The sequence below is a fragment of the Chryseobacterium sp. Leaf405 genome (genome assembly GCF_001425355.1).
In the GTDB taxonomy this organism is placed as follows: Bacteria; Bacteroidota; Bacteroidia; order Flavobacteriales; family Weeksellaceae; genus Chryseobacterium.
Map to the genome: position 1 here is coordinate 1 of NZ_LMQN01000016.1, position 22,621 is coordinate 22,621.

Sequence of the window (22,621 nt, forward strand, 5' to 3'; positions counted from 1 at the left end):
GCGGCTTTGCCGCCGCAACCTCAAAATTAAAAATAGCGAGTGCGAAAAGCCGGGCTAGGACTGCAGTCATGGTATATTCTTTTGGTACAATATTTATATAGCTCATGACTGTAATGAAAATACGATTTTCGGAAAATCCATAATTAGACTATGATTAGATTTTGATTATTTAATCGTTTAACTTCTAATTTTTAGTCAGTTATAATATTTTTCAGATCATTCGTGGGAATAATTCGTTATATTTAATACTCTATTACCAAAAAAATATTAAACTATGAACTTATTTATGTTAGTACCAATTTTTGGTGTGGCTGCTTTGTTGTTCACTTTTATTCAAAGTAACTGGGTCAATAAGCAAAATGCCGGAAATGAAAAAATGAAAATTATCAGCGGACATATCGCTGACGGTGCCATGGCTTTTCTAAAAGCAGAGTACAAAGTCTTAACTTATTTCGTGGTCATTGTAGCTATTCTGTTAGCAGTAATGGGAATGACAAATTCAAATTCACATTGGAGTATCGGTCTTGCTTTCGTTGTGGGAGCAATATTTTCAGCTTTGGCAGGTTTCATCGGGATGAAGATCGCTACAAAAGCCAATGTGAGAACTGCCGAAGCTGCAAAAACGTCCCTTTCTAAAGCATTAAAAGTTTCTTTTACAGGAGGTTCTGTAATGGGAATGGGCGTTGCAGGATTAGCGGTTTTAGGTTTGGGTTCTTTATTTTTAATCATCAAACAAATTTTTGCTCCCGAATCCACGGTCGATTCTCATGAAATGGAAAGAACCATTGAAATTCTTACAGGATTTTCTTTAGGTGCAGAATCAATTGCTTTGTTTGCCAGAGTAGGCGGCGGAATTTATACGAAAGCTGCCGACGTAGGTGCTGACTTAGTAGGAAAAGTAGAAGCCGGAATTCCTGAAGATGATCCAAGAAATCCTGCTACAATTGCTGATAATGTAGGAGATAACGTTGGTGATGTTGCCGGAATGGGAGCCGATTTATTTGGTTCTTACGTAGCAACGGTTTTAGCAACAATGGTATTAGGAAGAGAAACGATTTCAGAAGATTCTTTCGGAGGGTTTGCTCCTATTCTCTTACCAATGTTGATTGCCGGAACAGGAATTATATTTTCCATGATAGGAACTTTATTCGTGAGAATTAATGATAATGAAGATTCTTCAACTTCAAGCGTTCAGAATGCGTTAAATCTTGGAAACTGGGGAAGTATTGTGATCACAGCGGTAGCTTCTTATTTTCTGGTAACTTATATTTTGCCGGATAAAATGATTTTAAGAGGTCACGAATTCACTAAAATGGGTGTTTTCGGGGCAATTATGGTAGGATTAGTTGTTGGTACTTTAATGAGTATCATTACAGAATATTATACGGCAATGGGCAAAAGACCGGTTAAAAGTATTGTCAGACAATCATCAACAGGTCATGCAACGAATATTATTGGTGGACTTTCAGTGGGTATGGAATCAACTTTGCTTCCGATCATTGTTTTGGCAGGCGGAATTTACGGATCTTACCTTTGTGCCGGATTGTACGGGGTTGCCATTGCAGCAGCAGGAATGATGGCAACAACGGCAATGCAGTTGGCAATTGATGCCTTTGGACCGATTGCTGATAACGCCGGAGGTATTGCTGAAATGAGTGAATTACCAAAAGAAGTACGTGAAAAAACAGATATTCTGGATGCCGTAGGAAATACAACGGCAGCTACAGGAAAAGGTTTTGCAATCGCATCAGCAGCTTTAACGGCGTTGGCTTTATTCGCCGCTTTTGTCGGAATTGCGGGAATTGATGGGATTGATATTTACAGAGCTGATGTTTTAGCAGGATTGTTTGTAGGAGGCATGATTCCATTTATTTTTTCTTCACTGGCAATCACAGCGGTCGGACAGGCAGCCATGGCAATGGTAGAGGAAGTAAGACGACAGTTTCGTGAGATCCCGGGGATTTTGGAAGGCAAAGCTCAACCTGAATATGAAAAATGTGTGGCAATTTCAACGGATGCTTCGATCAGAAAAATGATGCTTCCTGGAGCAATTGCTATTATTTCTCCTTTATTGATCGGATTTATTTTTGGACCTGAAGTGTTAGGAGGCTTTCTTGCCGGAGCAACGGTTTGCGGTGTTTTAATGGGAATGTTCCAAAACAATGCGGGTGGAGCCTGGGATAATGCTAAAAAGTCTTTTGAAAAAGGAGTGGAAATCAACGGACAGACCTATTATAAAGGTTCAGAACCGCACAAAGCTTCTGTGACAGGAGATACAGTGGGAGATCCGTTTAAAGATACTTCCGGACCGTCTATGAATATTTTAATCAAATTAATGTCAATTGTTTCATTGGTAATTGCGCCGACTTTGGCAGTTTTGCATAAAGATAAAATTGAAGCAAACAGACAGGCAAAAATTGAAAGTTTAACGGGAATAAAAGGTGCTAAAACGATTTCAGGAAATCATTCATCAGTTATCATTCCCGGAGAAATTAAAGGTCATCTAAACGAAAACGGAGATTTTGTATATGACACAGGAAATATTCAGGAAGTACAATTAAAAGGCGGTAAGAAAATTTCTATTGGCGAAGGAAGTCAGTTGTACCAATTATATAATTTAATTAAAAATAAAGATCAGGCAGTTTTAGATCCCAATAAATGGTTTACGATCGAAAATCTCTATTTTGAAACGGGTTCAAGCGAGCTGAGAGGCGGTTCCGAAGTTCAGCTATTAAATTTAGTTGAAATTTTAAATGCTTATCCTGATGTAAAGATAAAATTAGGCGGTTATACAGACAATACAGGAGATGAAGAGAGCAACCAGAAACTGTCAAATTTAAGAGCGCAGACTGCAAAACTTAAATTATTAGAATTAGGTATTGCCGGAGATCGGGTAGAAGCGGAAGGCTACGGTTCTCAACATCCTGTTTGTGAATCGAATGATACGGATGAATGTAAAGCGAAAAACAGAAGAATTGATGTGAGAGTTCTCGCTCTTTAGACAATATTCAATACTATCAAAAGCACTGCATAAGCGGTGCTTTTTGTTATAAATTTTCTTTTAAATATTCCAAAGCATTAATTATCAATTCGTCTTTTTTGGCGAAGCTGAATCGTATATAATCAGAATTTTGCTTTGAATTGTAAAAGGCAGAAAGCGGAAGACACGATACCTTTTTCTCAACAGTCAGCCATTTTGAAAATTCAACATCGGTCATTGTTTTAGAAACATTTCTGAAATTAACGGTTTGAAAAAAACCTCCGGCAGATTTTTGTTCTATAATTAATGGCGTATTTTGAATTAAATCATTAAAAATATCCCTTTTATCCTGCATCATTTTTCGGTTTTCATCAGGATTAAAAACATTCAAATATTTTGCTATAGCGTACTGTGCAGGGGAATTTGTGCTGAAGGAAATGTATTGCTGATAACATCTGAATTTCTTCAGCAATTCTTCGGATGCGAGCAAATAACTTACTTTCCAGCCTGTTGCATGAAACATTTTTCCGAATGAAAAAATAGAAAATGTTCTTTCTTTGAGCTGAGGATGATGAAAAGGACTGTAATGCTCGATCCCATCATAACAGTAAATATCATAGATTTCCTCAGAAATAATATAAATTTCTCTGTTTTTTATAAGTTCATATAAATCATCCCAATTTTCTTTAGTCAGGATTTTTCCTGTCGGATTTTGTGGTGAATTGATTATGATTGCTTTTGTTTTTGATGAAATATAAGATTTTAATTTTTCCCAATTAATGGTGAAATCCTCATCAAGATCGTAATAAACAGGAATTCCGCCATTCAAAACAATCGATGGAGCGTACGTATAATAAGAAGGCTGAATGATAATTACCTCATCTCCTTGATTTAAAATAGATTTAAGTGAAGTATATAAAGCAAAAGTTGAGCAAGGGACGACATTGATTTCTTCTTTTTTTACATAAAGACTATTTTTTCTGTTGGCATTAAATGTAACAATACTGTCTAATAATAAAGGATTTCCAGCAAGAGATTCATAGCTGTGAGTAATAATATCAGCCGATTCTTTTAGATAGTATCTTAATGTCGGATCAATCTCGAAATCGGGCAATCCCAAAGACAAATCAAAACTGTTGTGCCTTGAAGCCAGTTCAGACATTTCAGTGAAAAAAGTATAATGATTGAACTCGTAGATTTTATCCATTAATTTTTGCCTATATACCAAATATAAGAAAAATTGCAATCCAGAAATGATAAAGTTTTTTGATGAAGTAAATTAAGGTTAATTAATTGATTTTAAATATTTTATATGTTTTTGAATTTTGTGTTAGAGCTATTGTTTTGGTAAAAAGATTCTCATAAAACTAACGTAAATCCTTTTTTATAACTAAATATTTAAGATCGATATTTCCTGCATTACTGATACCATGTTCCGAATTGGGAGGACAATATAAACTTGTATTTGGACCAACAGTCACTGTTTTACCGTCAAGATAAAAAGAAGCTGTTCCTTCAAGAATATAGAAAAACTCTTCCTCCGGATGGCGATGGGGTGCGTGTGTCGATTTTCCGGGTTCTACAATGCTCATTTTTAAAGTATTTTCTTCAGTAAATTTTTTATCGGCAAACCAATACTGATAGCCCACTTTTGTTTTTGTTGCTTTAGACAAATCAAATTCATTTACACAATTTTCTATGGTATAAGGTGTAGGATTTTCTTTAGTGGATATTTTTTGAGCATATCCAAACTGTTGAAATAGAATGCCCATAACTACTGCTGATGTAAATTTGGTAGATCTTGTCATATTTGTTGATGCTTGTATAAAAATTCAGTCTAATTTGAAATTAGTAAAGCAATTTATTCAAAGATATTCAATTCTCTCTAATTTTTCTTTTTATTCAAATTGCAAATTGAAATTAACTTAAAATCATTGTCTTTCAATTGATTTTCTCCTTAAATTTTAGCGAATGAAGTCATGGAAAGCTGCAGGATTTATTTAGTAAATAACAGATATTCTGCTATTACGATAAGTATAGATATAATGCCTTTTTATATATTGTAAATGTAAATATTTGATTTTTAACGGGGTAGCAGGACGGGGCAGGATGCTCATATTTGGGTTTGTAGGTAGATTGGTTCATATAAAATTAATATTTATGAAACATAAATCTTTACTAGGTAAGCAAGCTTTTAAATCTTTACTTTTTTGCGGATTAACATTATCTGCTATAGGTTTAGATGCTCAGACTTTAGCATTTCCTGAAGCAACAGGTTTTGGTAGATACACTACAGGTGCCAGAGGTGCAGCAAACCCTCAAATTTATCTGGTTACTAATTTAAATGACAGTGGAGCAGGTTCATTTCGTGATGCGGTAAGTCAGCCTGGGCGATTCGTTATCTTTAAGGTCGGAGGTATTGTTAATCTACAGTCGATTGTAGCGGTTGCTCCCAATACAACGATTGCGGGACAGACTGCCCCGGGAGAAGGAATTGTATTTTTAGGACCTCGGGTATCTTTTTCGGGAGCGAATAATACGATTGCCCGATATTTTAGAATTCGTTATGGCGGAACATCTCAAAATCAGGATGCATCGGGAATATCCAATGGTGCCAATATCATTTTAGATCATATGACTTTTACGTGGGGTACAGATGAAGTATTTTCCGTAAACTGGGATAATAATGGAACGAGCCCTGATAATATAACGCTTCAGAATTGTATTATCGGACAGGGAATGCACCGTCACAATCATTCTGCGGGAGGATTGATGCAACCGCCACCTGGTGGAAAGATCAGTTTAATCGGTAATTTATATATCTGTAATAAAACCAGAAATAATAAAATTAAAGGAATTAATGAGTTCGTAAACAATGTGGTTTACAACTGGGGAAATTACGGGAATACATATGGGCACACACAATCCGGAGAAGCTTATATTATGGGAGGCGATTCTGCGGGGAGTTCTTATGCGAATATCATCAATAATTATTTCATCGGAGGTCCCAATACAAACAGTGCGGTTACTACACCGTTTAGCGTAGGAAATGCCAATTTCAATTTATATGGAGCCGGAAATTATTTCGATAACAATAAAAATGGAGTATTAGATGGTACTTTAGTTCCTCAAAATTTAACAGGATATCCTGTAGGAGACCTGGCAGCAATACAGTCGGCTCCGTATGATTATCCGATGCAGAGTACAACATTAACAGCTCAGGCTGCTTATGATAAAATTATTGCAAGCGCAGGAGCGTCTTATCCGAGACGTGATCAGGTAGATGAGTTAATGATTTCAGATCTGCAATCGAAAGGAACAACAGCAACTTATGTGTATGTACAAAGTGATTTAACAACACAATTCGGTTTTACAAATGGTGGTGCAGGACACGTTTACGGTGCTCCGGCTCCTTTGGATACCGATAATGACGGAATGCCGGATGCATGGGAAACTGCTAACGGATTAAATCCGAATGTTTTTGATGCACTGGCAGTCAGTACAACTCACGCACCTTATCTGAATATCGAGGTTTATATTAATGGTTTACCCAACACCGCTCCTTCAGAATTTATTATTCCGCCAACTAACTTGAATTTTACGAATGCATTGACTACATCGGTTTCGCCATCAAGTTCCTTAACCGTAAATTGGGCTGATAATGCAGCAAATGAAACAAATTATGTATTAGAACGTTCAACAAATGGTACTAATTATAGCGTAATTGCAACATTAGCTGCTGATACAACCAGTTATAATGAAACAGGATTAACACCGAATACTCAATATTATTATAGAGTAAAGGCAACGAATGCTACGGAATCTTCGGTATATGCCAATGCATCGGTAACGACACCACCAATTCCATCTGCGCCGACAAAACCTGTTAATCCAACTCCTGCAAATGGTTTTAATGATGTGCAATTGACTAACGGCAATCTGCTTTTGAAATGGACGGGCAGTACGAATACAACAAATTACACTGTTTATTTCGGAACAAATCCCTTAAACTTAAATAATATTGCGACTGTACCTTATTCAGCTGCGCCATCTTATCAATTGAGTAGTTTAAATACCGCAACCAATTATTATTGGAGAGTTGATGCGTCTAATGCACTTGGATCTGTGACAGGCGATGTGTGGAATTTTCGTGCTTTAACGCCAAGTCTTGTCGGTAACTGGCCATTTGCAGAACCTCCTTTAGCGGGTGAACAAATTGCTGATCTAACATCGTATGCCAATCATGGGACATTAAATGTTGCCTATGATAACGCCAGCGTAAGAGTAACAGGAAAAGAGAATTATGCACTTGATCTTGCAACTTCACCGAGTACTCCGTACATTGCGAGTATTCCGCATCAGGATCAGATTTTATTTAATACTAATTCTTTTACCGTTTCTTATTGGATGAAAGCTCCGGTAAGCATGATTCCATCGTCTTCGGCTACAAGTCTTTATGTTTTGTGTAAAGGTTCATTTACTAAAAATACGGCAACAGGAGCAACGGGTAAACGTTTTAATGTAGAAATAAAAGGAGGTCAGCTACGATATGCTATCGATGACGATATTACGAAAAAGGAGATTACATCACCAATTGCCAATTACTTTACAGGCAACTGGGTTCATGTTGTGATCCAGAGAGATATTACTGCGCATAAAATGAGAATTTACACAAACGGTGTTCTCAGTTCTGAAGGAGATGAAACTGCGGTTACAGGTATTGGTGAAGTAAGTGATTTGATTATCGGAAACATCGGAGAATTGGAATTTTTATCAACAACCAACGCTCCGGCTCCTTACAGAGGTGCATTTGATGAACTTAAAATGTACAATTATGCTTTATCTACTACCGAAATATCTGCGTTGTACAATCAGGCAGTATTGGGGAATGCAGAATTTAGTATCAGTAAAAATGTAGGAACAGTATATCCGAATCCTGTAAAAGATCAGATTTTCATTAAACTTCCAGAGTATAAAAAATCTAATATAACGGCAACTTTGCTTGATATGACAGGAAAGATTATCATTAAAGAAAAACTGAAAGTTGATGGAAACGGGACTTTTAATTTAAATGTTTCAGGCAAAAAAACATCAGGAAATTATATTCTGAACGTTTCAGGAGAAAACCTGAACAGTAATTTTAAAGTTATTGTTAAATAAACTACAAGCACACTTTAGTTAATTCATATTTAGTAAAAAATCCTTTCAAACTCATTTGAAAGGATTTTTATTGATGAGCCTAACAGAGAAAAATCAACTTGCTATTGAATAAATTTTATTATTTTTAAAGAAATTATTTTAAATGAAAAAATTAATCATTCCGTTATTTTCAGTTGCTGTGCTTGTAAGCTGTGGAACAACGAAGACTTCTGTAAACGATTCAACATCAAAATCTTCTACGGCAGAAGTAAAAGGTGATAATGCTTTTCTTGCAGCTTATAAAGAGATTAAAGCCGAAGATCTTAAGAAAAACTTATATGTTATTGCTTCAGACGAAATGGAAGGACGTGATACAGGGAGTTCCGGTCAGAAGAAAGCAGGTGAATATATGATTAATTATTATAAGAATCTGGGAATTTTTTATCCAAAAGCTTTGGGGTCTTATTATCAGAAAGTTCCATCGGATTACATGAAAAAAAGAGGTGGCGAAACGCTTCCTGATTCTGAAAATATTCTTGCTTTCATCGAAGGAAGTGAAAAACCAAATGAAATTGTTGTGATTTCGGGGCATTATGATCATGTCGGAACAAGAGGCGGGGTTATTTATAACGGTGCTGATGATGATGGAAGTGGAACGGTAGCCGTAATGGAAATTGCAAAAGCTTTTCAAAGTGCTAAAAAAGCAGGACACGGACCAAAAAGATCAATTTTATTTCTACACGTAACGGGTGAAGAACACGGGCTTTTCGGTTCTGAATTTTATACGGATAACCCGGTTTTTCCATTGGTAAATACAGTTGTTGACCTCAATATTGACATGATTGGTCGTGATGATCCTGAAAATAGAGGAAAACAGTATGTGTATGTAATTGGATCTGAAATGCTAAGTTCTCAGTTAAAAGTAATCAATGAGGCAGCCAACAAAAATACGAATAAACTTGAGCTGAATTATAAATATGACGATCCGGCCGATCCGCAGAGATTATATTATAGATCAGACCATTATAATTTTGCGAAAAATAATATTCCGGTGGCATTTTTCTTCGACGGAATTCATGAAGATTATCATAAACCGACTGATGATGTGGAGAAAATTGATTATCCTTTGTTACAAAAAAGAACACAGCTTGTCTTCGCTACTGCTTGGGAATTGGCTAACAGAAAAGACAGAATTGTAGTTGATAAAAAATAATTTCTAATTGTCTAATTGAATAAATTATGTTAGAATTTACTTAAACTAAATTGTAAACAATACTCATAAACCTATAAGAAATAATGTCTTATAGGTTTATGTTAAAGTGAAATTGAATATGGAAATTCGAGAAGCTAAAATAGAAGATATTCAACAGATTCAGATCGTAAGAAACAGTGTAAAAGAAAATACATTGTCTAATCCAAATTTGGTTACCGATAAAGATTGTGAAGAATTCCTTTTTGAAAGAGGGAAAGGCTGGGTTTGTGAAATCAATGCTGAGATCGTAGGCTTTTCTATCGTAGATGTAAAAGAGAATAATGTCTGGGCTTTATTTTTACATCCTGATTTTGAAAAGAAAGGCATTGGCAGAAAACTTCATGATTGTATGCTTGATTGGTATTTTAGCCAAACACAGGAAAATATTTGGTTGGGAACTTCACCCAATACTAGAGCTGAAACCTTTTATAGAAAATCCGGATGGAAACAAATCGGAATGCATGGTAAAAATGAAATTAAGTTTGAAATGACATATCAAAACTGGAAAAATAAACATTTATGAATCAAAAAATAAAAACAATCCGTCCGTTCATAGGTTCTGAAAATTTTGAAATTAGCAGAAATTTTTACAAAGATTTAGGGTTTGAAGAAATTATTTTAGAGCCGAAACTCTCTTTATTCAGATGGAATGAAGTCGGTTTTTATCTTCAGGATGCTTATATCAAAGATTGGATTGATAATACAATGCTTTTTATAGAAGTGGAAAATGTTGAAAATTTCTGGCAGGAACTTACACAATTGAAACTTCCTGAAAAATATGAAAATGTTCGCTTAATACCTATTAGAACAATGGATTGGGGAAAAGAATGTTTTGTACACGATCCTTCTGGAATTTTATGGCACTTCGGTGAATTTGTCACTAAATAATTATGATTTACGCTTTCGACACCTATTATTATCCAGATTACGCAAATACTGTCTGTATTGCCTTTGAACATTGGGATTCTGAACAGGAAACAGAAATTTTCAGAGAAAAAACAGATATCACTTCCGAATATGAGAGTGGTGCTTTCTACAAGAGAGAATTGCCTTGTATTTTAAGTTTATTAAAAAAAATCAATCTTAAAGAAAACGATCTGATCATTGTTGATGGCTATGTGACTTTAGACGACGATGGGAAAATTGGTTTGGGAGGCTATCTTTATGAAGCCTTAGAAAAGGAAATTCCTGTAATTGGTATTGCCAAGAATGATTTTAAAAGCCCTGATTCTCAAAGAAGATCAATTTGCCGAGGTGAAAGTAAAACACCGATTTTCCTCACAGCAAAAGGTATTGATGTAGATTTCATTCAGCCAAAAATAGAAAAAATGCACGGAAATTTCAGGATTCCGACATTATTGAAAAAATTAGATCAATTAACAAGAATTGACGATTAATTTGGAATGATTTCAAAAGTTTTATTTATTTCACTAAACTGACAAATATCAGTACAATATTATTTTTATTAATTCTAAATAAATATAAATTTGTGCAAGTAAAAATTAATCAACCAATCACCAGAAAAGTATGAGGAAAACACATATCTAATCATATCCATATCAATTTTTGTTTTTTCTAACCGGCGGCCATATCCACCGGTTTTTTATTTTTCAACTTCAATTTATTGTTTGCTAAGAAATTGAAATATCTTTTGTTAATTCCATTTTGGCTACATCAATATCCGTTTTGGCAACTTTAATCTTTTCACAAGTGTAGACCTTTGTCATGTAAAATTTAAACAAATTAAAAAATGAAAACAATTTTTATAACAGGTGCCTCAACAGGACTAGGCAAAACAACCGCAAAATTATTTCAAAGCAAAGGATGGAACGTTATTGCAACGATGAGAAACCCAGAAGCTGAAACGGAATTAACTCAATTAGAAAATGTTACGCTTCTTCCTTTGGACGTTACCAATTTAGAGCAAATTAAATCAACGTTAAAAAAAGCACTTGAAATCGGTGATATCGATTTGGTATTAAATAATGCAGGCTACGGATTAATCGGTCCATTGGAATCACTAAATGATGATCAGATTCTCAGACAACTGGATACTAATTTGTTGGGAGTAATTCGTGTAACTAAAGAATTTATCCCTTATTTCAGAGAGAAAAAAAGCGGAATGTTTATCACCACAACTTCTATCGGTGGATTGATTGCATTTCCATTGGGATCAACGTATCATGCAACGAAATGGGCTTTGGAAGGCTGGAGTGAAAGCTTAGCTTTTGAGTTAAATACTTTCGGAGTTGATGTAAAAACGGTTTCCCCGGGAGGAATTAAAACCGATTTTATCACCCGTTCTTTAGATATGGGAACGCATCCTGAATACCAGGGAATGATTGATAAAATGATGTCTAATACGGATGCAATGATGGAAGGAGCTTCAGAACCGGAAGTGATTGCCGAAGTAATCTATGAAGCAGCAACGGACGGCAAAAAACAATTACGATATCAAGCCGGAGAAGACTCGAAAGCTTTATATGCACAGCGTTTGGAAATGGGCGCAGAAGCTTTCAGAGAGCAGTTTGGAAAACAGTTTATCTAAATCAGATCTGAAATTTGGGTTTGAATTGCTGAAGTTTTAATCTAAAATAGCAGATCACGAATTTTGTCTCCTTAATATTTTTATATCTTTAATCATGGAAAAGAAAGATACATCTCCATTAAAAATTTCGTCTATTTCGGAACTGCATACCATTTTACAGTTGCCGAAACCACTTCATCCTTTAATCAGTTTAGTGAATAATGGTGAAATGGAAGTAGATAAATCCTTTTTAGACCGAAGTTTTACCCTCAGTTTTTTCAAAATTTCCTATAAATTTTCTGAAAATGGAAAAATGGGTTATGGACAGGGATATTATGATTTTAATGAAGGAGGAATGATGTTTACCGCTCCGAATCAGGTGTTGATGACAGATGAAAATGCGAAATATTATGGATATACTTTGTTCATTCATCCGGATTTCTTGAGAAATTATCCTCTGGCGAAAAATATTAAGAAATATGGCTTCTTTTCCTATGATACGAATGAAGCTTTGCATTTATCTGATAAAGAAAAAACGTTAATCGTAGGTTTGCTGAATAATATTAATGATGAACTGAATACGGCAATTGACGAAATTAGCCAAGATGTTATTATTTCTTATATTGAAGTTTTGCTAAATTACAGTAATCGTTTTTATAAAAGACAATTTATCACGAGAAAAGTCGTCAGCCATGATCTTTTAACTAAAATGGATGATCTTTTAGAAGATTATTTTAATCAACAGGAAACGCTTACAAAAGGACTTCCGACCGTAGAATTTCTCGCTTCAAAGCTGAATTTGTCGACGCATTATTTAAGTGATATGCTAAGAAATCTAACAGGGCAAAATGCACAACAGCATATTCATGAAAAATTAATTGAAAAAGCAAAAGAATATCTCACGACAACAAATTTTTCAGTTTCTGAAGTGGCTTACCAGTTAGGATTTGAACATTCACAGTCTTTTAATAAATTATTTAAAAAGAAAACGAATACAACTCCTCTGAACTATAAATTATCGTTTAATTAAAACTATATATAAATCATCAACAAATGCCTGTAAAATTTACAGGCGTTTGCTATTTTTCAGAAACGAATAAAATAAAGCATTTAAGAGATATTTAACTAAAAATATATTTTTTCTTTCAGTTGTTAAAAAATTAAAATAAAACCTTAACAGTTCCCTGATGAAAATTATAAAAACTTTATTATTTCTAATTCTCATGATGTAGATAAATTGGACTTATTTTGACAAAAAATTAAGACCACTACAAATTATGACTGAACATCTCTCGAGGAAGCTTCTTTTTACGGGCTTTCTATTTCTTTATAGCTTTTTCTTTTCTCAAAACTTAAAAAATCTAAAAATCATTGGTGCCGAAGACGGAAAACCAATTCCGAATGCAAGAATTATTTTACCGGCAGAAATAATTTATACCAATGATGATGGTGTCGCCATGATTCCTGAAAATACGATCAATCTCGAAGTCTCAAAGGTAGGATACCAAACAGAAAAGCTGACTCAATTTACTCCGATTATTAAGCTTAAACTTTTGTACAGAGATATTGAAGAAATAAAAATTACCAATATTGATATTAAAAAACTTTTTGAAGATGTAAGAGACAATTATTCTAAAAGATATTACAGCAAACCTTCTCTTTATGATATTATTTTTAAGCAGAAATATACAGTTGACGATAAAACAAACTCTCTCGTGATTGCTGAAGCAAAGTTCTGGGCACTTTCGAATGCGTATAATTTCAAGTTCAGTAACAGGGAAGATTATGACAAATTTGTTCAGATCGAACTCAACAATATCAAATATTTTAAATTTATAAAAAGTGACTTGGATTCGATTTCACAAACCAATGTAAAGAAAAATGAAGTGGGAGGAAATTTTTTTCTGAATTATGAACTCAGAAGAATATTGCTTCACATAAATGTGGCTGGAGCAAAATATTCAGGGAAAATTGTTGCCGATGATAATAATGAACAGACAATTTTATTTAAAATAGAAACAATGCCAGGAATAAAGGTGGAGGGCACTCTGCTTTACAATGCTATTGATAAAGTAATTACACATTATGAACTGGATTTTGATCAAAGTGGTTTTGCTCCCTATAAAGTAAATGATAAAAATGGAAAAGAGTATGAATTTCAGGCTGGAACTGGAACAATAAGCTTCGATTTTTATAAAAAAAATAATAAATATCTTCCTTCACAAGCCAATATAGAAAGTGATGGATATATAACTTTCAATGGTGAAAAACACAGCCGAACTTACGAAAGAAAAGTTACTTTCCAGACCTTTAGAGAAGCAAAAAATGAAAGTCTTCCGAATAGAATAGATATGACCAAAAATATGTGGGAAAACATTCCGAACCATGAACAAAAAGACAGTAAAATAGCATTATCAAAAGAAGAACAGGAATTTATAGACGAGAAATAACATGAAAAAACTACTATTTACTTTTTTAATTACCGGGGCTTTAATGAAGGCGCAAACACATCGTTTTATTTATGATGTAGTTTACAAAAAAGATTCAACTTCAACGATGTTCATGAAAGAAAATTATCATTTGGATATTGATAACGAAAATGTTACGTATTATACAAGAGATTTTTTTATCGCAGATTCTTTGATTGTTAATAATATCGAATTTCCGAAAGGAACAAAACTAAACACTTCAACCATTGTTTTTCACAAAAAAGGCGATGAGAATTATGATGAATTTGATTTGTTGGAAGGAAATATTATTTTAAAACTTCAATCCAAAGATTCTCAAAACTGGAAATTGACCAATGAAAATAAAAAAGTTAATGATCTGATGTTACAAAAAGCAACCACAACTTTCGGCGGCAGAAAATGGACGGCATGGTTTACGAAAGAAATTCCGTTTCAGGAAGGTCCTTACAAGTTTCATGGACTTCCTGGTTTGATCGTAGAATTGTATGATGATAAAGAAAATTATAAATTTGAATTGGTAAAATCGGTAAAAATAGATAAACCTGCGAAGAACCAGTTTATAGAGATGTCAAGACAAATGAGTGTACCTGTAGATTGGGAAAAGTATAAAAAAACGAAGCTTACTTTTTATGATTCTCCGATAAATTATCTTAAAAACGGAGGAAAAGGCGACCAGTTTTTCCTGAACGACGGAACAAAGGTAAATCCAGCCAATTCCCGTGAAATAAACGAGAGATTGAGACAGAATATTAAAAAATATAATAATCCGATTGATCTGAAAAAAGCGATTGTTTATCCTTAAAAATCATCGATGGTAATTTGGTAAACTTGTATTTTAAAATAAAAGAACCCGCTCTTTAGAAGCGGATCCAGTAGATAAATACATCTCATTTTTTTAATTAGACAACAATAAAAAAGCACAGCCGACAACGCTGTGCTTAAATTTTTATAAATTTAATTGCAATTTCAAAACTGAAGAAAGCAAAAATTGAATTCATTTTCAGATTTATTACATAGTAAATGTAGGAATTAATTTTTTACTTACAATGAATTTAATGTTAAAGTTCACAAGTTATCCACAATTTTTTGTGGATAACTTTGGTCATTTCATTTTTCTTTGGATAAAATAATCCTGACAATCCTCAAGTATTTATTTTTATTAAGTAATATTTAAATTTTACAATTTAATTGTAAGATCAAATTGAAAAGAAAAAAAAGAGCGTAAATTTTACGCTCTTTTTTTTAATTTTCCAGCTTTTCTTTAATATATTTTGCTGTATGAGATTTTTTATTTTTAGCTAAATCTTCCGGTGTTCCTGCGAAAACAACTTCACCGCCGTGCTTTCCGGCTTCAGGACCAATGTCAATGATGTAATCGGCAGACTTTATAATATCCGGCTGATGTTCAATCACAATCACGGAATGTCCCAGATCAATCAAAGCCTGCAAAGACTTTAATAATTTCTGAATATCATGGAAATGCAGTCCCGTTGAAGGCTCATCGAATATAAACAAAGTTTTGTCTGTTGTAACTCCTTTTACTAGGAATGAGGCCAACTTTACACGCTGCGCTTCACCGCCTGAAAGGGTAGAAGAGCTTTGTCCCAACTGCAGATATCCCAAACCAACGTCCTGCAAAGGTTTTAATTTTGTCGCAATTTTTTCTTCTTTATTATCTCTGAAAAATTCCAGTGCTTCATCAACCGTCATGTGAAGAATATCAGAAATATTTTTCTCGTCAAACCTCACTTCCAGAATTTCGTTTTTAAAACGGGTTCCTTTACACACTTCGCATTCGAGCTCAATGTCGGCCATAAACTGCATGGAAACATTAATTACACCTTCACCTTTACATTCGTCACATCTACCGCCATCTACGTTGAAAGAGAAGTGTTTAGGTTTATAACCCATCATTTTTGAGACTTTTTGTTTTGCAAACAAATCTCTGATGTCATCGTACGCTTTCAGATAGGTTACAGGATTGGATCTTGATGATTTTCCGATTGGGTTCTGATCAATTAATTCAATATTCTTGATTAATTTTTTCGGAAAATCTACAGAATCATATTCTCCTTTTTTTCCGCCCATTCCCAACTGAATCTGAATGTCATTCGTTAGAATTTCTTTCATTAAAGTAGATTTCCCACTTCCTGAAACTCCCGAAATTACGGCAAGACTTTCTAAGGGAATATCAACATCAATATTTTTTAAATTATTTTGACGAGCTCCTTTTATATTGATCCATTCTTTTGCTTTTCTGCGCTTTTTCGGAACTTCAATTTCTAATCTTCCTGTTAAATATTTTGAGGTTAAAGTATCCGCATCTTTCAGCTCATCATAGTTACCAGCAAAAACCAATTCCCCGCCAAGATAACCTGCTTCCGGACCAATATCAATGATATAATCGGCAGCTTTCATTACATCTTCATCGTGTTCTACGACGATTACCGTATTTCCGAGATCACGAAGATTTATTAAAACTTCAATTAAATTTTCTGTATCTCTTGAGTGAAGTCCGATTGAAGGTTCATCTAAAATATAAATAGATCCCACCAAAGAGCTTCCCAAACTTGTAGCAAGGTTAATTCTCTGACTTTCACCACCTGAAAGCGTATTTGATGTTCTGTTTAACGTTAAATATCCTAAACCGACTTTTAATAAAAATTCAATTCTCGTTGTGATTTCGTATAATAACCTTTTGGCAATTTCCTGATCGTGTTCGGATAATTTTAAGCTGTTGATTAAAGGGAAAAGTTCATCCAAAGGAAGTTCAATCATCGATTGGATATTGTGTCCGTCGATTTTTACCCAAGTAGTTTCCTCTCGCAGTCTCAAACCTTCACATGTCGGGCAAAGCGTTTTTCCACGATAACGGGAAAGCATTACTCGATACTGGATTTTGTATAAATTTTCCTCCAGCATTTTGAAGAAATTGTCAATCGAAGGAAATGTTCCTTTTCCATCACCTTTCCAAAGATATTTTTTCTGTTCTTTGGTTAATTGATGGTAAGGCTTATGAATAGGGAAGTCTTTTGCTTTTTTAATGAAATCTTTTTTCCATTCGCTCATTGATTCGCCTCTCCAGGAAGCAACAGCATCTTCAAAAATGGATAATGCTTTATTAGGAACGACCAGATCTTCATCAATTCCAATTACTTTTCCGTAGCCTTCACACGTCGGACATGCACCGTAAGGATTATTAAAGCTGAAAAAATGAACATTCGGTTCTAAAAATTCGATTCCGTCCAGCTCAAATTTATTTGAAAATTCTTTAACTTTTCCTGTATCCGTATTTTTTAATGAACAATATCCGCGACCTTCATAAAAAGCCATTTGGATAGAATCTGCTAATCGCTGCAAGAAACTTTCATCTTCTTCATAAGAAAAACGGTCGATGACCAGATTTATTTCCATTCCTTTTTCGGGAGTGAAACCAAAACTTTCCAGATCTTCAATTCCTGCCACATTTCCGTTAATTTCTAATCTTGTGAATCCGGCAAGTTTTAAAACATTTAAGTTTTCACCAAAATTCGCAGCATCATATTCATAAGGAGCAGTGAGTAAAAACGAAGAATCTTTTTTGGAAGATTTAATGAAATCAACAACGTCTGTTACCGAGTCTTTCTTTACTTCTTCACCTGAAACCGGAGAAATTGTTTTCCCGATTCTGGCAAAAAGAAGTTTCATATAATCATAAATTTCCGTCGAAGTTCCTACGGTTGAGCGTGGATTCGAAGAAATTACCTTTTGCTGAATTGCGATGGAAGGCGCCAATCCTTTAATATCATCAACTTTTGGTTTTTCTAATTTTCCCAAAAACTGACGGGCATAAGAGCTCAAACTCTCCACATATCTTCTCTGTCCTTCCGCATAAATAGTATCAAAAGCCAAGGAAGATTTTCCGCTTCCGGAAACTCCTGTGATGACGATTAATTTATTTTTTGGGATGAGAACATCTATGTGTTTCAGATTGTTAAGGTGTGCATTCTTAACGAAAATCTGTTTTTTTATATCTATATCTGTTGTATTAGCCATAGTAAAATTAAGACTAACAAAAATACGAATTTTTGACGGATTTTTTTGCTTAAATTAATTCAAATTTGATGCAGAATGTTTTGAATTAAATATATGATTAAGATGAATTTTAGATAAAAGAATACAACAAATCATAGAAATTTAAAATATTAAATATTTTCTTTAAATCAATTATTTAAACTGAAAACATTAAACAGGGAATTATCATAAAGTGAAATTTTTTCTATAATAGAACATTATTGATGGTTAAAATTTTAAACAATTATATACTTTAAATATTGCTCATTAGAGTGAATTATTTCTCAATATTAAATTTTATGATTTTTATACTTTTTTATGACTATAGTATTGTTTTATATCGTAAAATTTGTTAAAATTGCATTCATAAATATGTAATATAGAAATGAGAAAGTTATTCAGAGATCTTGTTACACATTTAATGAGAAAAAGATAAAACGAAATTACTTCCCAAGAAGATGCACCAAAACTGCATCTTTTTTTATGACATCTATCATTTGTATGTCTTCTATAACTCTATTACTTTTGGGCTCAATTAACCAACTGAGAATAATTCTGATAAAATGATTAAAAAAGCCGGAAGTATCTTTTTCCTTGGAATGCTGTTTTTTGCACAGGCACAGGAAAAATCTAATGATATAGAGTCTGTTGAAATTCAAGGGAAACTGATCTCTATACCTTACAAGATTGCCAATCAAAATATTACAGTGATCACCAAAGATGATATAGAAAATTCTCCAGCAAAGAGTATCGATGAAATTCTCCAGCAGGTTGCCGGAATGGACATCAGAAGGAGAGGAGCGAATGGCGTGCAGAGTGATATCAGCTTTCGTGGAAGTTCTTTTGAGCAGGTACTTTTATTGTTGAACGGTATCAGAATGAATGATTCTCAGACTGGGCACAATTCAATGAATTTACCGATTGATCTTGAAGATGTAGAACGGATTGAAGTGATAAAAGGTCCCGGAGCAAGAAGATTCGGACAAAATGCTTACGCCGGAATTATCAATGTCATCACGAAAACTTATGTCGGTAAAAAAGTTAAAATAAGCGCAGAAGCAGGAGATTTTGAAACTTTCGGATTTGGTCTGAATGCTCAGTTGGGAAATGAAAAATTTTCAAATGCTCTTCAGGCAAATTCCAACTCGTCTCAGGGATATATGTACAATACAGATTATGAGATCAGAAATGTTTTTTATCAAAGCAAATTAAATATAAAAGATGGTGACATCAGATTGCAGGCAGGTTTTTCGGAAAAGAAATTTGGAGCAAACGGTTTTTATTCTTCGCCAAAAGCTACCGAGCAGTATGAAGAAACTCAGGCTTCTATCATTAGTTTAGCACATCAGCAAACGTTTAAAAATTTGAAAATTCATTCTAATGTGTATTGGAGAAGAGGTCAGGATATGTATCTGTTTAACAGAGAAAAACCTGAAATCTACAGAAATATGCACATCGGAAATAATGTGGGCGGAGAAGTAAATTCCAGCTATCAATGGGGATTGGGAACGACGGGAATTGGTATTGAATTGAGAAAAGAGTTTTTGACGAGTAACAATTTAGGAGACAGAAATCGTTTTGTCTCGCAGTTTTTCTTTGAACATCACTTTTCTTTCTTAGATAAAAAATTAAATATAAGTCCGGGAATTTCCTGGGCAAATTATTCTAAAGTCGGGAATTTTTATTATCCTGGATTAGATGTTGGGTATAATTTTAATCAAAACAATAAAGTTTACGGAAATATTTCCAGAGTTTCCAGAGTTCCAAGTTTTACAGATCTTTATTATGTAAGCAAAACGGAAGTAGGAAATCCTGATTTGCAGCCTGAAAATGCGGTTTCAGCAGAAATAGGCTATCAATATCAGAACAAAGAATTTTTAGCTAAAATCAGCGGTTTTTTAAGAAATTCAAAAAACTCAATCGACTGGACAAAAAAGACGTTGGACGATCCGACCTGGTATGCCTTCAATGTAGGAGATACCGAAACAAAAGGAATCGAAATGGAGTGGGATCATAAAGTGCTGAACTGGCTTAAATACTCTGTTAGCTATACTTATCTGGATACACAATCAGCTATCACAAACAGCAATGTTTCAAGATATATTCTGGATAATCTGAAGCATCAATTTATTTCAAAATTAGATGTTAAATTCCTGAAATATTTTACAAATGAATTGGTTTACCGATATAATTACAGAGCAAATCTGGGAGATTATCAAATCCTGGATGAAAAATTGAGTTTTACTAAAAAAGATTTTTCGGTCTATGTTTTAATTAATAATGTTACAAATACTTCATACACAGAGAATTTCGGTGTAATGATGCCCCAGCGATGGTTTCATATTGGTTTTTCTTATAATATCAATATTAAATAAATGTTAATTCAGAATTAATTAAAGTTAATATTACGAAATTGTTAATTCATTTACATTTGCAAAAATTTTTTAGATGAAACTGTTTGTAAGTTTGAGTTTACTTTTAAGTGTTACATTTTTCAAGGCACAGGAACATATTTCCAGCTTCAATGCACTGACTATAACTTATAAATTTCATCCGAAATTCTTCTTGTATGCAGAGGGACAGTCAAGGGGAATTGAAGATTATACCTATCCCGATTATTACGAAATAAAAGGTGGATTGGGCTATAATCTTACCAAAAATCACAAGCCTTTTATTGGATTGGGAAGATATGCAACGTATAAGGATCACGCTATCAATAAAGAAGAATTCAGAGTTTGGCTACAGGACGTTATCGATTTCAAAAAAGGAATTGTAAAATTTGAAAACAGACTTCGTGCAGAAAAATCATGGTTTTATGAACCGCAAACGGACAAAAGCTCAGAAAGAATGCGCTACCGTTACCGTCTGAATATTTCAGTTCCTTTGAATGCCAAGAAAATCGGACCGAAAACATTGTTTACCAACGTTTATGACGAGATTTTTATTGTATCACCTAATAAACCTACTTTTGCGAGAAACAGGGTATATGGCGGTTTGGGATATCAGATTGATGAAAACTTTGGTGTTTTGGGTGGTTATCTCTGGCAGAGAGAATTTGAGGCAAAAGGCAACAGAAATGTTCATTTTGTATATCTTGCTTTAAACATCAATATCGACGATACCAATCCTCCGACGAAAACATATCATTTTCCGGGAGCGGATTAAAAAATATAATTTAAATATAAAACAAACCCTCTTTAGAATTTTCTAATGAGGGTTTATTTTTAATATTTATCAATCAAATAATGATAAGCTTTTAAATATTTATTAAATCTTTTGATATCTTTTGAAGTTAATTCGCGGTTTACACGTCTTAAATCCATGTTATCACGAAGATCGTTTAACTTTACGGCAACGGCAAGGGGAGAACGTTCGGTCCTTTTGACGAAATCATCATATTCTTCGTCAGGATCAAATTTTGTAAGGCAGCTTATGGCGAAAATAATATATTCAGGAAATCCCTGATCTCTTAAATAATCGAGACTGAATTCAACGGGATTATCTTCTACAACATCATGAAGAACACCCACGATTTTTTCATCCATTGTCTTCCCATATTCCATGACACGCATAACGTGAGCAATGTAAGGAGCATGATATTTGTCTGTCTGACCTTTGTGTGCTTTATCAGCTATTTTGATTGCCCGGTGGAGCATTTGGTCTTTTGTCATTTTTCTGTGTAAACTAAAGTACAAAAATAAAAAATGAAGCCATATTTAGAGCATATTTTATGAATAATTTCAGATAATTATTTATTAATAAATTCCGGGATTTATTTGCTTTCTTCCGGCTTTGTTGCATTTAGTATTTTATAATCCGTTGTATCTCTCTTCTTATTTTTCATTTTTGAATAAATAGTGTCCTTTGGTTTAGCAACGGGCATTTTGTAAATATTCTTTTCATCATTTTGTGGACTTTCCAATTTCCTTCTGTTCGGGTCGAACTTATTTATTTTTACTGAATCTTTTTTGGGAGGAACAATTTTTTTCTCTTTCTGCTGAGCAAATATTGAAGAGGAAATACAGGTAATTGCTATAAATAATAATTTCATTGTTTCGGATTTTAATAATTAATTATAATGGTTTGAAATTCCATTCGTTATTATAAAACAGTTGATACTGCTTTTTTATTACTTATTTGTTTAAAGTAATTGTAATTTGGATAGATTCATTACGATCATCAATCTCATTTGAAATTATAAC

The 22,621-nt window shown here is 33.8% G+C and carries 17 protein-coding genes; 12 read left to right on the top strand and 5 right to left on the bottom strand.

Annotation, left to right across the window (positions count from 1 at the left end; genetic code table 11):
• The first annotated feature begins 274 nt into the window (after positions 1-274).
• Complete coding sequence (locus tag ASG22_RS15855; protein WP_055986884.1) at positions 275-3,001, top strand: sodium-translocating pyrophosphatase; 2,727 nt, start codon at positions 275-277, stop codon at positions 2,999-3,001.
• 46 nt (positions 3,002-3,047) lie between these two features.
• On the opposite strand, the gene ASG22_RS15860 is transcribed toward ASG22_RS15855, so the two are convergent.
• Both ASG22_RS15860 and ASG22_RS15865 read right to left on the bottom strand, forming a co-directional pair.
• Entirely contained in the window at positions 3,048-4,187 is a 1,140-nt protein-coding gene (locus ASG22_RS15860; RefSeq protein ID WP_055986885.1) for an aminotransferase class I/II-fold pyridoxal phosphate-dependent enzyme, read from the bottom strand.
• A gap of 160 nt (positions 4,188-4,347) precedes the next feature.
• Positions 4,348-4,788, bottom strand: a complete 441-nt coding sequence (locus tag ASG22_RS15865) for a cupin domain-containing protein (RefSeq protein ID WP_082505030.1) — start codon at positions 4,786-4,788, stop codon at positions 4,348-4,350.
• 352 nt (positions 4,789-5,140) lie between these two features.
• On the opposite strand from ASG22_RS15865, the gene ASG22_RS15870 reads away from it, so the two are divergent.
• From ASG22_RS15870 to ASG22_RS15910, 9 genes are all read left to right on the top strand, one after another.
• Positions 5,141-8,140 (top strand): LamG-like jellyroll fold domain-containing protein, encoded by a 3,000-nt coding sequence (locus tag ASG22_RS15870; RefSeq protein ID WP_055986887.1) that lies wholly within the window; start codon positions 5,141-5,143, stop codon positions 8,138-8,140.
• Between the two features lie 142 nt (positions 8,141-8,282).
• A complete protein-coding gene (locus tag ASG22_RS15875) occupies positions 8,283-9,332 on the top strand; it encodes a M28 family metallopeptidase (protein WP_055986889.1) in 1,050 nt (349 codons plus the stop codon).
• A 118-nt stretch (positions 9,333-9,450) separates the two neighbouring features.
• Positions 9,451-9,894: a GNAT family N-acetyltransferase gene (locus tag ASG22_RS15880; RefSeq protein WP_055986890.1), complete on the top strand. Its 444-nt coding sequence runs from the start codon at positions 9,451-9,453 to the stop codon at positions 9,892-9,894.
• On the top strand, positions 9,891-10,259 hold the full coding sequence (locus ASG22_RS15885) for a glyoxalase (protein ID WP_055986893.1): 369 nt from the start codon (positions 9,891-9,893) through the stop codon (positions 10,257-10,259). Before ASG22_RS15880 ends, ASG22_RS15885 begins: the two co-directional genes overlap by 4 nt.
• Before the next feature lie 2 nt (positions 10,260-10,261).
• A complete protein-coding gene (locus ASG22_RS15890) occupies positions 10,262-10,768 on the top strand; it encodes an endonuclease V (RefSeq protein WP_055986894.1) in 507 nt (168 codons plus the stop codon).
• Between the two features lie 353 nt (positions 10,769-11,121).
• On the top strand, positions 11,122-11,919 hold the full coding sequence (locus tag ASG22_RS15895; RefSeq protein WP_055986896.1) for an SDR family oxidoreductase: 798 nt from the start codon (positions 11,122-11,124) through the stop codon (positions 11,917-11,919).
• A gap of 94 nt (positions 11,920-12,013) precedes the next feature.
• Positions 12,014-12,928, top strand: a complete 915-nt coding sequence (locus ASG22_RS15900; protein WP_055986898.1) for a helix-turn-helix domain-containing protein — start codon at positions 12,014-12,016, stop codon at positions 12,926-12,928.
• A gap of 247 nt (positions 12,929-13,175) precedes the next feature.
• Entirely contained in the window at positions 13,176-14,348 is a 1,173-nt protein-coding gene (locus ASG22_RS15905) for a carboxypeptidase regulatory-like domain-containing protein (protein ID WP_055986900.1), read from the top strand.
• A gap of 1 nt (position 14,349) precedes the next feature.
• Positions 14,350-15,168: a GLPGLI family protein gene (locus ASG22_RS15910; RefSeq protein WP_055986902.1), complete on the top strand. Its 819-nt coding sequence runs from the start codon at positions 14,350-14,352 to the stop codon at positions 15,166-15,168.
• A gap of 440 nt (positions 15,169-15,608) precedes the next feature.
• On the opposite strand, the gene uvrA is transcribed toward ASG22_RS15910, so the two are convergent.
• On the bottom strand, positions 15,609-18,401 hold the full coding sequence (uvrA, locus tag ASG22_RS15915; protein WP_055986904.1) for an excinuclease ABC subunit UvrA: 2,793 nt from the start codon (positions 18,399-18,401) through the stop codon (positions 15,609-15,611).
• Positions 18,402-18,982: 581 nt separating this feature from the next.
• Between uvrA and ASG22_RS15920 the strand changes: the two genes are divergently transcribed.
• Together ASG22_RS15920 and ASG22_RS15925 are read left to right on the top strand one after the other, a co-directional pair.
• Entirely contained in the window at positions 18,983-20,794 is a 1,812-nt protein-coding gene (locus tag ASG22_RS15920) for a TonB-dependent receptor plug domain-containing protein (RefSeq protein ID WP_055986906.1), read from the top strand.
• A 73-nt stretch (positions 20,795-20,867) separates the two neighbouring features.
• The gene (locus ASG22_RS15925) at positions 20,868-21,584 is read left to right on the top strand and encodes a DUF2490 domain-containing protein (protein WP_055986908.1); all 717 of its coding nucleotides are present in this window, start codon (positions 20,868-20,870) and stop codon (positions 21,582-21,584) included.
• A gap of 59 nt (positions 21,585-21,643) precedes the next feature.
• Here ASG22_RS15925 and ASG22_RS15930 read toward each other — a convergent pair whose 3' ends face one another.
• Together ASG22_RS15930 and ASG22_RS15935 are read right to left on the bottom strand one after the other, a co-directional pair.
• Positions 21,644-22,090 (bottom strand): phosphohydrolase, encoded by a 447-nt coding sequence (locus ASG22_RS15930; RefSeq protein WP_082505031.1) that lies wholly within the window; start codon positions 22,088-22,090, stop codon positions 21,644-21,646.
• A 101-nt stretch (positions 22,091-22,191) separates the two neighbouring features.
• Positions 22,192-22,470: a hypothetical protein gene (locus ASG22_RS15935; protein WP_055986910.1), complete on the bottom strand. Its 279-nt coding sequence runs from the start codon at positions 22,468-22,470 to the stop codon at positions 22,192-22,194.
• Between the last annotated feature and the right edge of the window lie 151 nt (positions 22,471-22,621).

Bases quoted from the DNA above. Each gene is read 5' to 3' on its own strand.
- ASG22_RS15870 (WP_055986887.1), top strand. From the start codon at position 5,141: ATGAAACATAAATCTTTACTAGGTAAGCAAGCTTTTAAATCTTTACTT.
- ASG22_RS15890 (WP_055986894.1), top strand. From the start codon at position 10,262: ATGATTTACGCTTTCGACACCTATTATTATCCAGATTACGCAAATACT.
- ASG22_RS15875 (WP_055986889.1), top strand. From the start codon at position 8,283: ATGAAAAAATTAATCATTCCGTTATTTTCAGTTGCTGTGCTTGTAAGC.
- ASG22_RS15925 (WP_055986908.1), top strand. From the start codon at position 20,868: ATGAAACTGTTTGTAAGTTTGAGTTTACTTTTAAGTGTTACATTTTTC.
- ASG22_RS15860 (WP_055986885.1), bottom strand. From the start codon at position 4,187: ATGGATAAAATCTACGAGTTCAATCATTATACTTTTTTCACTGAAATG.
- ASG22_RS15920 (WP_055986906.1), top strand. From the start codon at position 18,983: ATGATTAAAAAAGCCGGAAGTATCTTTTTCCTTGGAATGCTGTTTTTT.
- ASG22_RS15895 (WP_055986896.1), top strand. From the start codon at position 11,122: ATGAAAACAATTTTTATAACAGGTGCCTCAACAGGACTAGGCAAAACA.
- ASG22_RS15865 (WP_082505030.1), bottom strand. From the start codon at position 4,788: ATGACAAGATCTACCAAATTTACATCAGCAGTAGTTATGGGCATTCTA.
- ASG22_RS15930 (WP_082505031.1), bottom strand. From the start codon at position 22,090: ATGACAAAAGACCAAATGCTCCACCGGGCAATCAAAATAGCTGATAAA.
- ASG22_RS15935 (WP_055986910.1), bottom strand. From the start codon at position 22,470: ATGAAATTATTATTTATAGCAATTACCTGTATTTCCTCTTCAATATTT.
- ASG22_RS15905 (WP_055986900.1), top strand. From the start codon at position 13,176: ATGACTGAACATCTCTCGAGGAAGCTTCTTTTTACGGGCTTTCTATTT.
- ASG22_RS15885 (WP_055986893.1), top strand. From the start codon at position 9,891: ATGAATCAAAAAATAAAAACAATCCGTCCGTTCATAGGTTCTGAAAAT.
- ASG22_RS15900 (WP_055986898.1), top strand. From the start codon at position 12,014: ATGGAAAAGAAAGATACATCTCCATTAAAAATTTCGTCTATTTCGGAA.
- ASG22_RS15880 (WP_055986890.1), top strand. From the start codon at position 9,451: ATGGAAATTCGAGAAGCTAAAATAGAAGATATTCAACAGATTCAGATC.
- uvrA (WP_055986904.1), bottom strand. From the start codon at position 18,401: ATGGCTAATACAACAGATATAGATATAAAAAAACAGATTTTCGTTAAG.
- ASG22_RS15855 (WP_055986884.1), top strand. From the start codon at position 275: ATGAACTTATTTATGTTAGTACCAATTTTTGGTGTGGCTGCTTTGTTG.
- ASG22_RS15910 (WP_055986902.1), top strand. From the start codon at position 14,350: ATGAAAAAACTACTATTTACTTTTTTAATTACCGGGGCTTTAATGAAG.